General features: G+C 41.4%; 16 protein-coding genes and 1 pseudogene. 8 read left to right on the top strand and 9 right to left on the bottom strand.

The genetic code is table 11. The annotated features are described in order from the left end of the window. The first annotated feature begins 100 nt into the window (after window positions 1–100). From ACP5L5_RS02355 to ACP5L5_RS02345, 3 genes are all read left to right on the top strand, one after another. Window positions 101–853: a TatD family hydrolase gene (locus ACP5L5_RS02355; protein WP_048056851.1), complete on the top strand. Its 753-nt coding sequence runs from the start codon at window positions 101–103 to the stop codon at window positions 851–853. A 128-nt stretch (window positions 854–981) separates the two neighbouring features. Beyond that, a complete protein-coding gene (locus tag ACP5L5_RS02350) occupies window positions 982–1,524 on the top strand; it encodes a hypothetical protein (RefSeq protein ID WP_428761342.1) in 543 nt (180 codons plus the stop codon). Window positions 1,525–1,620: 96 nt separating this feature from the next. Further along, a complete protein-coding gene (locus ACP5L5_RS02345; protein WP_428761340.1) occupies window positions 1,621–2,088 on the top strand; it encodes an AAA-associated domain-containing protein in 468 nt (155 codons plus the stop codon). Between the two features lie 8 nt (window positions 2,089–2,096). On the opposite strand, the gene ACP5L5_RS02340 is transcribed toward ACP5L5_RS02345, so the two are convergent. Continuing rightward, entirely contained in the window at window positions 2,097–2,543 is a 447-nt protein-coding gene (locus ACP5L5_RS02340) for a hypothetical protein (RefSeq protein ID WP_428761338.1), read from the bottom strand. Between the two features lie 275 nt (window positions 2,544–2,818). Here ACP5L5_RS02340 and ACP5L5_RS02335 point away from each other — a divergent pair, with 275 nt between their 5' ends. Next, window positions 2,819–3,544, top strand: a complete 726-nt coding sequence (locus tag ACP5L5_RS02335) for a hypothetical protein (RefSeq protein ID WP_428761337.1) — start codon at window positions 2,819–2,821, stop codon at window positions 3,542–3,544. A 54-nt stretch (window positions 3,545–3,598) separates the two neighbouring features. Beyond that, window positions 3,599–4,525, top strand: a complete 927-nt coding sequence (locus ACP5L5_RS02330) for a thiamine-phosphate synthase family protein (RefSeq protein ID WP_428761335.1) — start codon at window positions 3,599–3,601, stop codon at window positions 4,523–4,525. Here ACP5L5_RS02330 and ACP5L5_RS02325 read toward each other — a convergent pair. The 3 genes from ACP5L5_RS02325 to ACP5L5_RS02315 all read right to left on the bottom strand — a co-directional run bounded on the left by ACP5L5_RS02325 (window position 4,522) and on the right by ACP5L5_RS02315 (window position 7,228). Continuing rightward, window positions 4,522–5,424, bottom strand: a complete 903-nt coding sequence (locus tag ACP5L5_RS02325; protein ID WP_428761333.1) for an ATP-grasp domain-containing protein — start codon at window positions 5,422–5,424, stop codon at window positions 4,522–4,524. The genes ACP5L5_RS02330 and ACP5L5_RS02325 overlap by 4 nt on opposite strands. A gap of 94 nt (window positions 5,425–5,518) precedes the next feature. Then, window positions 5,519–6,862, bottom strand: coding sequence for a UbiD family decarboxylase (locus ACP5L5_RS02320; protein WP_428761331.1), 1,344 nt, complete (start codon window positions 6,860–6,862; stop codon window positions 5,519–5,521). A 45-nt stretch (window positions 6,863–6,907) separates the two neighbouring features. Then, a complete protein-coding gene (locus ACP5L5_RS02315; protein WP_428761329.1) occupies window positions 6,908–7,228 on the bottom strand; it encodes an enolase C-terminal domain-like protein in 321 nt (106 codons plus the stop codon). Between ACP5L5_RS02315 and ACP5L5_RS02310 the strand changes: the two are divergent. Next, window positions 7,200–7,388 (top strand): annotated as a pseudogene (locus ACP5L5_RS02310) (3-methyl-2-oxobutanoate hydroxymethyltransferase); the annotation flags it as partial. The gene ACP5L5_RS02315 and the pseudogene ACP5L5_RS02310 sit on opposite strands and share 29 nt — an antisense overlap. 90 nt (window positions 7,389–7,478) lie before the next feature. Here ACP5L5_RS02310 and ACP5L5_RS02305 read toward each other — a convergent pair. From ACP5L5_RS02305 to ACP5L5_RS02285, 5 genes are all read right to left on the bottom strand, one after another. Next, on the bottom strand, window positions 7,479–8,954 hold the full coding sequence (locus ACP5L5_RS02305; protein WP_428761327.1) for a hypothetical protein: 1,476 nt from the start codon (window positions 8,952–8,954) through the stop codon (window positions 7,479–7,481). Window positions 8,955–9,312: 358 nt separating this feature from the next. Beyond that, the gene (locus tag ACP5L5_RS02300; RefSeq protein ID WP_428761325.1) at window positions 9,313–9,687 is read right to left on the bottom strand and encodes a hypothetical protein; all 375 of its coding nucleotides are present in this window, start codon (window positions 9,685–9,687) and stop codon (window positions 9,313–9,315) included. Window positions 9,688–9,737: 50 nt separating this feature from the next. Continuing rightward, window positions 9,738–9,923, bottom strand: coding sequence for a 30S ribosomal protein S27ae (locus ACP5L5_RS02295; RefSeq protein WP_428761324.1), 186 nt, complete (start codon window positions 9,921–9,923; stop codon window positions 9,738–9,740). Between the two features lie 72 nt (window positions 9,924–9,995). Next, entirely contained in the window at window positions 9,996–10,274 is a 279-nt protein-coding gene (locus tag ACP5L5_RS02290) for a hypothetical protein (RefSeq protein WP_428761323.1), read from the bottom strand. Beyond that, window positions 10,274–10,585, bottom strand: coding sequence for an ArsR/SmtB family transcription factor (locus ACP5L5_RS02285; RefSeq protein ID WP_428761321.1), 312 nt, complete (start codon window positions 10,583–10,585; stop codon window positions 10,274–10,276). Before ACP5L5_RS02285 ends, ACP5L5_RS02290 begins: the two co-directional genes overlap by 1 nt. Before the next feature lie 217 nt (window positions 10,586–10,802). On the opposite strand from ACP5L5_RS02285, the gene ACP5L5_RS02280 reads away from it, so the two are divergent. Beyond that, complete coding sequence (locus ACP5L5_RS02280; RefSeq protein ID WP_428761320.1) at window positions 10,803–12,173, top strand: hypothetical protein; 1,371 nt, start codon at window positions 10,803–10,805, stop codon at window positions 12,171–12,173. Window positions 12,174–12,235: 62 nt separating this feature from the next. After that, window positions 12,236–12,388, top strand: a complete 153-nt coding sequence (locus ACP5L5_RS02275; RefSeq protein ID WP_428761319.1) for a hypothetical protein — start codon at window positions 12,236–12,238, stop codon at window positions 12,386–12,388. The last annotated feature ends 65 nt before the right edge of the window (window positions 12,389–12,453 follow it).

Raw genomic sequence — 12,453 nt, 5'->3', positions numbered from 1 at the left:
AATAACCGCGCTTTAAAAATCTATACCTAAACATAAATTCTGATATTAACAACTCAGTAAATTAATTTAAGGGTGCTCACTATGAATTCATGAAAGAACCTTGATAGATACGCATGCGCACTTAAGTAGGTCAGATGTGTATGGCTATGCAGATGAATTGATAAGTGAGGCTCATAAGGAGGGATTACTTGGTATTATCAATGTAACAATGAGACTTAATGAAGTACGGAATGCATTAAGTCTCGTAAATAAGTATAGAGGTTTTGTCTATACTGCATTGGGATATGATTATAGTGGTTTCGATATTAAGGAGGTCCAGGAAATCATGAGAGCTATTAATGAAAAGAGGGATTTACTCGTTGGTATTGGTGAGGTTGGTTTAGACTATAGTAAGGTTAGGGATAAGGTGCTTAGGGAAATTTCACGACACATATTCACTAAGTGGGTATTATTTGCTAAGGACCTTAATCTACCACTCATTATTCATTCTAGGGATGCTGAAAATGATATTATAGAAATACTAAGTAAGTACGGACCCGTTAAATGCGTAATGCACGCATTCAGCGGTAATAGAAACCAGGTAACTAAATTACTGGATTTAGGATGTTACTTTTCTATACCGCCAACCATAGTTAGATCGCAACAAAAAAGAGACCTGGCGACAATGGTTCCGCTTAATCGGTTACTCCTCGAAAGCGACACACCCGAGTTAGGGCCTAGGCCTGGTGAGGAATCGAGACCTATTCATATTAAGATCGTATTGGCAGAATTATCGAAAATACTTAATACTAACCTAGGGGAATTAAGTCATATAATCGTTGAGAACACATTATCATTATTTCAATTAGATTAGAGAGAATAATCAGTCCTGCGTGGTCTCTTCATTGTTCATATCTCCGGTCCTCATCATTAATCTTATTTCCTTTAGTAATAAATAATTTATTAACCCATTGATAGGTTATCTAAATCGAGGAATTTATCATGAAGATTATTAATAAGATTATTGAGGAATTTAGGAACAGGGGGTTTAGGATCAAGGTTATTCATGATGATTCGATTAAGGCAGACCTTAATAAGCTCAGGGTTAGAGTTTGGATTATCCCAAGTGATTATTTCCCATGGTGGTCAAATCTACTTGATATGGTGGATGAATTAGAACTTAATGATATTAATGCATTATTTGTTGTTTCTGAGAGACCCTACGTTATAAGTGATTACGTTGTTAATAATTTATCCAGGATTCGTTATTGGTTTAATAAGGAATTGAATATAAAGGTATACGCAATAAATATTGATAGATTAGAGGAAGATTTAGAGGATGGTATTAACCTTGTAATAACAAACTTCTATAGGGAGGCCAGTAATGTGGCATTAATGGGTAGTACATGCCCTAACTGCGGCTTACCCATGACAATAATGTACTCCTCTAGGTATTATTCACGTAGATGGAGAACATGGGTTAATGAGTATGTCGAGGTTTGTGAAAGGTGTAAAGTGGTTTCCCATAAATTAATCCTCTCATAGGAAGTAATTATACGTCGAGATTTCACCCGAAAATAATGTTTATTAATCACTAAAGAATCTACTTATGGAATAGGTTTTATGCCTGGTTTACCATTTATGCCATTAGATGCAAGATTTGCCGATGTATTGGGACTTATAGACACGCTTGCCAATGAGTTTAAGGGACAGGCCGACATATTCATGATTGCCAAGGAAATGGAATCTGACATTGATGATTTAATGCCAGCCCTAAACGCAGCTGTTTACCTTGGTTTTGTTGAGGTTAAGGGTGGTGATGTTAAGATTACGGATGAGGGTAAGGAGTTTCTGAATGCTAAGATTAGCGATAGAAAGAAAATACTCCGACAGAAATTACTTAGCCTTGAACCATTTCATACGGCCTATAGTTTGGGATTACGTAAACCATTCACCATCGATGACCTCATCGAGGAACTAAATGACGCGGGATACGTAGAGGCTAGGGAACCAGGTATTAGGCATCTACTCGAAATATTGCTGGCTGAGTGGGGTGTATTTGCTGGAATGCTTAAGAAGAGAGGTGATGTGTATATTGCGATACCGTAGTATTTTTATCATTTATTAACCTTAACAAAAACCATCCCTGAGACAATAACCTCCTCAATGACACCATCATTCAGTAATTGATTATAGACTAACCGCCAATTCTCATAAACATTATTACTAAGCCACTCCTCAAATTGAGGTTTTGGTATCATCCCCTGAACCTCACTCCTTATCTTATCCACAAGCCTCTGAAGATTTGGCCTGCTTCTGTCATTATTTGTATCATTATTAGAATTATTAATTACAAGATCTTTAATGATCCTCCTCCTTATGTAGAATGTGCCATCCAACGTGCTATACATTACCTCGAAAAGTCCTGATCTGCTCAATTTATTAATCATATCAATGCCAATCTTTATACTTAGTAAATTCTCTATCTCATCAATACTAACCCACTTATCATCAACTACTCCCATTAATCTTTTTATCATATCGTCATTTACTGCTAATGTCATGCGAAAAGTATTGCGTGCTTATATAAATCTTAAATAATTAATTTAAAAAGAGCAATTAGTGATTACCACCTTTAAGGTATGATCAATGGAGTTCTACCAATACCATTCTTATCTGGTAGACACATATGGTATTAACATCCTTAATAAACTAGGGTAACCCTAATAATTTAATTCTTTAAGCATTGAAACGCTAAAGCCGATTTATAACGCTGATATTATTTTTATCACAGAGTCCGGGCTAAAAACAAAAAATTCGCTTTAAAATAGGCATACATATGTACACCTTTAAAATCTCCAGGACACCTGTGGTATTAGTAATTGGTCGAGTAGGTAAGGAATTAGCTGTATGGAGCATTGATGGTACTGTTACGACTCTGGGCAGTATTAATGGTATTGAGTTAGTTGATGAGCTTAAGGTAGAGAGACAGATAGTGGGTCATGTTGCCATTGCATCCTTTGGACAGTACATAATTAAGGCTATGGATATGGGTAGTAAGTATGGCTCATACACATTAAGCGAGGATTCACTGGTTAGGATACCCAGCAGGGGTGGTATTGACCTTAGGAAGTATAATGATTGGATCACAATTAGGAACGCCTTCATATTAATAGGAGATCCCAATTCCAATTATTCTGATTACTACCCATTGATATGCCCATACAGGGTTGGTGATACATTATTCATTAATACTGGGTATACAAGTACAGGGAGTATTAGGGTGATGCTGACTATACTCGGTATTCTACGTAATTATGCAGATAGAGGTCGAGTAAATGCATCATGTATGTGCAGAATACCTTCAATGCCCCTGGAAATAGCTCTAATGAACGGTGATAAGTACTTATTGATTAGGACGCATCTTAATGAGGGACAAGCATCTACGGGTAATAAGTACCTAGTTTTGTTGACTAAGGGTGGTAACGTGATTAGTAAGTACTCATTGAATGATAACCCAACTGATATTGTGGTGAAAATGCTTAATGAAATGAGGAGCATTTAATTTAATAAAATGAAAAATAAAGAATTATTAATTACTATTACTAATCATTAATTCGTGAGTATAAGTACAGGGCTTGAATTTGTATCTGAGAATGTATTACCAATAATAAGAAGCCTAGTGGCTAAGAAACTTCTTGAAAACGGGTATAGCCAACTTAAGGTGGCTAAGATACTGGGCATAACGCAACCAGCTGTTAATAGGTACGTTAGTAAGGATTACGGTGAATTAATAAGCAGGGCAGAGTCCCTCGGCATTAATAAGGATTGGGTAACTAGGATTGTTAATAATATTGTTGAACTAATACTGAACAATAAGGAATATGAAGCACTTGAATATCTGACAAACATGATAGTGATGGAATTAGGCTCCTTAAGACTATGCGATGCACACAGAAAACTTGTTCCCTCATTACCAACAATCTGCAATGTATGTTCTATATTAACGACCGGCATTACGGATTCAATAATTAAGAACATGGAAAGGGCGCTATCAATTCTTGAAATGCATCCTGAAATACATGCCATAATACCAAGGGTTCTCATGAACATTGTTGAGGCTAAACCAGGTGCCGTTACTGAGGATGATGTTGTTGGTGTACCTGGTAGGATTGATGCCCATGACGGAAGAGTTATCATAGGCTCAAAACCTATCTATGGCGGTAGCAAGCACTTGGGTAAATTAATCATTAAATGCATGAATGTGAATCCGAGGTATAGGTCCGTAGCCAGTATTAAGTATGATAATAAGGTAGAATATGCACTTAAGGAATTGAGTATGCACTATGTTAAAGTTGGGCCTCATGAAAGCTCTAATGAGGATGATGTAATAAACGCAGCGGTTGACTCAATGATCAAAGATCCCACATTAGAGGCTATTATAGACCTTGGAGGCTATGCACTGGAACCCGTCACTTACGTGTTTGGTATAGATTCAATAGATGTTGCATTAAAGGTGATAAAAATAGCTTCAAGAGCAACCTAGGCCTTTATCTTACGTATTAAGTAATTCACTATATATTTAGCTGGATTTATACCTGTGGCTTTCTTAAATCCCTGCCAGGACATGGTTGGATTAACCTCAAAAATGAAGTAGCCATTCCTTGTTTCCGCAATATCAACGCCACCATAATCAAGCCCAAGAACTTCAATCGTCCTCAACGCCAACTCACTTAATTCATCAGTAACCTTAGCTGGCTCGGGATTAGCACCTTGGGCAATATTGCTCTTCCATGAAATCCCCCTCCTGAATTCAGCACCTATTACCTCATTGCCAACAACCACGACTCTATAATCACCATTACCAATCTTATCAAGAAACCTCTGTACATACATTGGCTTATTCAGGTTAGTTAAGTAACTAAAGATGTGCATGGCTACATCAGCATCATCGACCTGAAAAACACCGAAACCCATGGCACCCCTAATCTGCTTGATAACGGATCTGCCGAACTCCTTAACTGTATTATAGGCGACGAACATGTTCTCACTAACCACGGTATCAGGGACTGGTAAGCCATGCTTAGCCAATAGCATTAGTGATATGAACTTATCACTGGCCATCATCCAATTCATCACTGGATTCATTACATAAACACCATTAAGTTCAAAGGCCCTAACAACCCATAGCCTATGCACGAATTGCTCAAAATCCCTAATTATGCCTATATGCCTAAGTATTGCGCCTGATACGTTCAACTCCTCATAATTAGACCTACCAATTAATTGGTAATAATTAATACGACCTTTACCAAAACTAACCCCAACCATATCAATGTATATCCTCTTAATCCTATGACCCAACGACCTAATGGCATCCTCTAGATCAACCACATCTTCAGGGTTATACTCAACCTCGTAAGGCCTAATAATTCCTATGTCCACAGGAGTGATGCGAATAAATACTGTTTTATTAATTTAGCCTAACTAATAATTGATGCATTAAATGATAAGATGTATACGTAAAGTAAACGTATACCTACTCCAATTTTATTTTATTTAAATCAATAGAAGCAGGAATAATGCCTCTCTTAAATCTATTAATATCGGAATTGAGAGGTCTTGTGGCATCAATACCCATCTTAGTGGTTATGCCCTGTACGGGATCAAGAGCCACAGGATCGAGGGTAGATCCCCTAGCGTACTTAATGAGTACTAAGTCCTCATCAGCCCTGAATCTCGTTGCAATCGCCCACTCAATCTCATTTAGGTCATCTACATTTATGTCTTCATCAACAATTACGACATGCTTAAGGCTTGGATGCGCAGTAAAGGCTGCCATAATTGCGTTCTTAGGATCACCATCGCTCTGCTTCCTAATGGCCACAACTGCGTGTAACCATCCGCATCCACCATCGGTCAGCCTAACAGCCTTAACCTCAGGCACAACATTACTAACGAACTGCCAAATCTTTGCCTCCTTCTCAATTCCCATTAAGAGTTTATGCTCAGAATAACCAGCCACCAATGCCTGTGCGATTAATGGGCTGTCTCTCCTTATATAGATTCTTGTTATTCTAACAACAGGTTGTTCCCTAACTTCATCATAAGTACCGAGTACGTCCATACAGGGGCCCTCCTTAGTTGTTTCCCTAGCTGATATGTAGCCCTCCATAACGACCTCAGCATACGCAGGCGCAGGTACTCCATTATCTAAGACCTTGATCCTGAGTGAACCGTCTAGCAATGCATTCGCAATATTTAATTCGAAGATTCCAAAGGATGGTGATGATGCAGCAGCAAGTAGTAGGGCTGGGTGTAAACCCCATGAAATTGATATGGGCGTGTCCTTACCAAGCTCCCTATTCCTCACGTATATTCTGTATAAATGCCTAGGTACAAGCCTAATAACAAACTTATCAGGCCCTATTGGGGTAAGTCTATGAATGCTTGCGTTTAAAATGCCGTCTTTGGTATCCATTCCAACAACAACGGCACTCGTTAAGCAAGGCCCTGGCTCTAACTCAAAGTACCTAGGTATGGGTATCCTCGTTAAATCAACATTGGGTAATGGTTCATAAACCACGTTGTTTGTTTCCATGGTCTTATACGAAGAAGCAACCTCCTCAGCCCAAAGAAGTTTCTTATAAAATTCAACGTCACTTTTCACATTGAGAGCCCTGTATATCTTATCCCTAGTATTAACGACATTACCTACAACATGGGCAGTCCTGAACTCACGCACATTAGTAAATTCTAGGGCAGGTCCTTTGTCGAACTTCGTGATTACGTAAGGTATTTCATAGTTAATACTTAATTCCTCGTTAATGAGTTTTAACATACCTGCGCTCCTTAAGTCAGCTATGTATTTCCTTAAGTCCATTAATTTAACGCTAAGGCTTTTAGTAAAATAATTTTACCGCGCTATTCAGAATTGATGTTGTGGTTTTAGTTTTATGCCTATGCCCGGTGTCTCCGGTACGTAGACCTTACCATTCTTTGCATACATTATTGACTTAGGCTCCTCGAACACGTCAAAAATAGCGCTCCTTAATGGGTTATCAGGAGCTGTATACTCTATCCACATGGTGCCAGGCTTAGCTGCAACAAGGTGCGCACTAACGATTGGCATTAAATGAGGCGATACAGGTATCCCGTAAGTCCTAGCCAAAGCCCAAACCCTAAGCCATTCCGTGATACCACCAACATGACCCACCGAAAATACGCTTAAGGTCACGCTCAGGGACATGCTCATTCACGTAGCCGCGGTGGCTAGGGCGAGGCCCAAGGCCCTACTCATAGCGGACATGCCATTCATGACATACGAAACCGGCGTTAGGGACGCCCTGAAAAACGCCTCTAGATTGGTTAGGGCTGGTGCTGAGATGGTGTCCTTGCTGGGCTCCATTCATTGTGCCTTTTCTCTTTCTTGGTTTGGATGAGGAAGGGAAGAAGGGAAAGAAAAGAAAGAGTTTGATTGGCCCGTGGGTTTGGGCGGGTTAGGTGTTGTCTGGGTATTCTGGGCATTCGAGGTTTTGCATTGCCATTGCTATCCTTTTCTTCCTCCTCTCGTTCTTTTCGCCCTCAAGCCACACGCCCAGCTTTTGGCATACTGGATCCCTCAATGGGCTGTCCCTTATCTTCGCGTGCATTATCGAGACCACGTAATAACCTCTCTCGACGTACATCGTTGGTTTGTAACCGGCTTTCTCGAGCTCCCCAACTAATTTCAAAGTCTCATCCTCACTCTTTCTCTTTGCTCTAAGCTCTACCTTGCAATGACCATCGATGTGGATGCTCATCCTTATATCCGTCCCAGGGATATTGATTGAGCTGCCACCCAACTCTCTAACATCCTTCGAAGCTAGCTCGATTATTCGCTTGAGCTTCTCGCCGCCAAGGCTTGCGCCTAACTCGATGAGCTCCCTGATGTCTGGCACTGCCAACCAATCCCTGGCCAGCCTAACAGCCTTGCTCGAATTAACCGCAACCTCGACACTGTTCTCCCTTGGGTACATCGTGAAGCCCAACTCATTAACCAACCTCTCAATGATGCCAAGCCACAAATCGTACTTGGCTAGGCCCATTATCAACCTCACGTACCTCTTACTAACGTTGACATCGCCATCGCTCCAAACAGCCGGTGCCAGGAATGCCTTGAGCCTCTCAATGTTGAGTTTTTCAACCTCCTCTGCGACCTCTCTCTTCGGCTTCGCCCTGTGGTCATTGGCGATTAAATGCCACTTGATTGAGACATCATCCTCATTTATACTTATGCCATCTATGAACATGTGGACTTCGCCAGGGTAGGTAAGTGCCCACAAAACCACTTGCCATGGTTGTGCGGTGCCCATTGCTGGGTGACCACTCATAATACTCCCATCCGTCATCTCCCAACCGCGTTGGACAGCCTTTAGTAACTCCTTATCGCTGAAGGTGTTGGTCACCTTGACATCATCTCCTTCGAGCTTAGACAGCGTTAGGTTTATCGCGATGTTTCTGTTCTTCGCAATCTTATTTATATTAATTGCCACGTCCTTGTTATATAGGTGCACCATGAGTGACCTCTCGCCGTTGTTTTTACCAGTCACTATTATATCTGTGGCATTCCTCTCGAGTAAATCCATCAACTCCATAAACTGCCTCCAGTACCTCTCGACCCATTTCCTCCTCAACTTCCTCAATAGCTTGATCATCTTCCTAGCGATCTTCTTGGCCTCCTTCACCCTCTTGCCTTTGTCCTCCTTATGCTCCTCGAGCCACCTCTCCAATAAATCAATGAGCTCTTCTATGAATACGGCAGTCCCAAGCTTGTCCCTATGCCTCTCAATCCTCCTCCTCAACTCCTCAACAAGCTCAAGAACCTCCCTAATCACAGCCTCATCAGCCACAGGCTCACCACAGACAAACCTCCTACCCCTCCTAACACCCCAACAAATCCTCAACTTCTCGGTATTCACTTGAGCCAAAGACATCAAACAAATCAATGCATGAACACTTTAAAAAACATTCTAAGTATGATTGAGAGAATAAGTAGAGAGTTCAGCAAAAGTTTCGGCTTGCTCCCTGGTTTTGGTTAAGCCACCGAAATAATGGAGGCTCAAGCCAACAAACCACCATGAGAAGCGAGCACCATCAGGCATCACCCAAAACCCCAACAAAACCATAGGCATTATCTAAACAACCCACACATTAACTTGAAAATTCGCCAGCAAGCGCATATAGAAACTGCGCGAACAAAATTCTACAAAACCTAGGCAATGCGTAAGTTTCCTTTACTTAGATTCTATTAGGGAAGGTGGAACGTCCTAGTAAGCGATGGGTCGAGAGCAGTCAAAGTAAGCAGGTATACAGCTTAAGCCCTGGGTGCAGCTCCCTAAATGCATCTACATAACCAAGACTTAGGAAGTGATTGAGCCAATTCCTCTCCTGCGGTGTCAGGCCTGGGTGATTCTCATCCCAAATGGCTTCGTATTCAGTAGTGTCTCTTCCAACAACGAACCTAGCTATAACCCTTTGAATGAATTCCGCAAGTAGGTCTGAGAAGTAAACGCCTTCCTTAATATGGTGGTAATCAGTCACGTAGCCTATACCCTCACTACTATCCTCACCAATAACCTTAACAACAACCATATCATTGGCCGAACCAAAGTCGGGGATTTCAAGACCGGACCTAAAGACTCGGATCTTGATCTCCTTGATCTTCACATTAAATAATGCCGTAAAATGGGGATATAAATAATGCCTTTAACCAGTTTTTATCTCCTTACCTGCTCAAATATTGTATAACCGCACTTTCCACATGCCCACCTAGGCACAGGTACCTTGTGATAAGCCATTACAGAGCCACACCTTGGGCATATTCTCCTTAGGAACTTTATGGTTCCTTTATCGTAATCCACTTCATACCATGTATGTGCTCTAGCCTTTACTTCCTTGGGCATTCATGCATGGTCCTAACACATCCCTTATAAGATTTTCTTTCCTCGGCGCACAGTATGAAATCAATAATTCTATCACATCCTAGATATTAAGTAGAGTATGAATACCGCTACAACGTTGAATAAAGTTATCATTAATGCAGGTAGTGATATCAGCATGCCCATATCATTGATAGCCCATACATAGTAGACGGTTGTCATGAATAAACTCTCGATGAGGAGCATGATCGACAATGAGATAAGCAACTTCCCTAACCCCTTAAAGCCAATGCTCGCGTAATTCCTTATAATTAATACTGTAATTAATGCCTGAACCACAGCCAACGCTATGTCTATGTACCACATGACATGCATCACTCCTCACCCTCAATGCCAAGGATCCTCATAACATCCTCAATAACATTCCAATTCTTATCAAGCTTATCACTTATGAAGTAAGGCGCACCATAATTACTATTCATCTTCACAACAAGCCCATTTCTCTCGGGAACTTCTAGATGGTGCATTATCGTCCTGTAATTAACATTTAGCGCCCTAGCCAATTGGTTAGGGTTCATGGGTCTCCTCCTTAGGAGCATTAATATTTTCAATCTCATTGTCCCACCCCTCGTCCCTCCCAACAACCATATTAAAATCTTCTTTAAATCTCTCTCATACTCTACCATTAGCTCGATCATATACCCATTTAGTAACTTATAAGCTTTGGTTTCCCTCATACCCACGTTATGCTCAACCGCACTTTCCATATGGTGCTGTTATCATTACTGCATGCGTTAATAAGGTGTATCGCACATGTGCATTATTGAAAATGCAAGAGATTTGTAACAAAATTATAATGAATCTCGAAAAATCTCTTTTAATGTCATCGTATCCCAATGGGCAATGACGTCCAAAACCACAATAGGCATGGTGGTTGGGATAATAGCGATAGTGGTAGTGGCTGCCGTACTAATAACACTAACCTTAAAACCCACAAAGGCTCAGCCAACATTAACTACACAAGCCACTCTATCCGCAAGCACCACTACTAATAGTAGTGGGTCAGGACACGTACCAGAACTGTATAAGGAGGACAGCGCTTTAGGCGTGTTCTTCAACTTCCTCGATGGAATAGCGATAGAATCACCATCAGATGTACTGCCATACCTATCACCAAGCTTCACAGCCTATATAAGCGGTGTTCCATTCCCAGGTACGTACAATTACGAAACCTTCAACTCAACATGGCTCTCCAACTTCTTCAGCACCTATGAAACAGTGTACTTCTACACAACAGCACTACCGACGGTCATGAAGATGGGTAATGATACGTTCCAGGTATCTGCTGTTGTTCAGTACTTCGTAGCACCAACCAACGACCCAGTCTACCTACAGGTCTTCAATGCATCAGTAATTGCAACGATAAGGATAGTAAACGAGACACCATTAATCACGCAACTAATGTGGGTTGGTAATGAACTACCACCATCAGCAGTAATAGCGGGCTATCCATCACAACACACCCTAGAGGCCAATGTAGTTCTTGAGGAGTTCCTATCCCAAATAAACGGCATGGGCGCCGAATTCCCATCAAGCGTGATAGCCCAGTACTTTGCGCCAACAGCCACGTTGACGGTGGAGGGCCAGCTACCACCAGGGCTTATGGGTGGCATGTACCAAGGCATCAATAGTATTGAGGGCTTCTTCAACACCTGGGACAGTTACTTCATATTTGTGGCTGACTACGTGCAGAACCTACTGGCTAACGGCACGGCAATACCACCCGTGGTATCAATAACGCTAAACCCAAGTGAGGGTGTTGCCACGGTGACTGCCAACGATACGGTGTTCTTAGGGTGGGTAGCACCGGGTCAGAAGGGTTACCCAGCGCTTTATGATATGCATGTGAGCATAACAGCCTACTTCATGTATAATCCATCAACCTCTATGTGGCAGATAATCAATGAAACCATGGACTTCACACTGGTGCCCCTAGAAAGCGATACAATGTCGGAGGTAGGGTTTGGCGCGCCATACTATGGCAATACGCCAGCATTTGTCTTGGTTGGTGGAGAGACTGTAACCGTAAATGCGGCATCAGGACAAAGCTACACATTGCAGGTGGGCAATATAAAGGTGGTAGTTCCACCAGGTACATATGCGGAGTTTACCAATGGAACAATGCTGAGCACATACAACTTTATTCCTAATGAAAATAAGATAGATAAGGTTATAAAGGTCATAAGATCTGCAAGCGCCGCTTTACCGGGCTGAGCTATCCACGCCATATGCCAGTTAATTACCGTCTCAGAGGTTTGGATGCTTGGTGAATTGGGGTGTGTATTATCATATTCAACTTATTCCACCTTGGGGTTGATCATGCACTGCCTAGGCTTTGTAGAATTTTATTCGCGCAGTTTCCGTATGTGCTTGCTGGTGAATATTCAATACGCTCCACAGCAAATGCGGGTCTTAACCAAAGCCAGTGAGTGAACCAAAACTTTCGCTGAACTCTATCTAATTCTTTCTAATAAAATGGGAAGGTTTTTAAAGA

The sequence above is a fragment of the Vulcanisaeta sp. genome (genome assembly GCF_049966235.1).
GTDB classification, from domain to species: Archaea; Thermoproteota; Thermoprotei; order Thermoproteales; family Thermocladiaceae; genus Vulcanisaeta; species Vulcanisaeta moutnovskia.
Note: the sequence above shows the minus strand (reverse complement) of the source record. Positions and strands in the feature narration are given on the sequence as shown.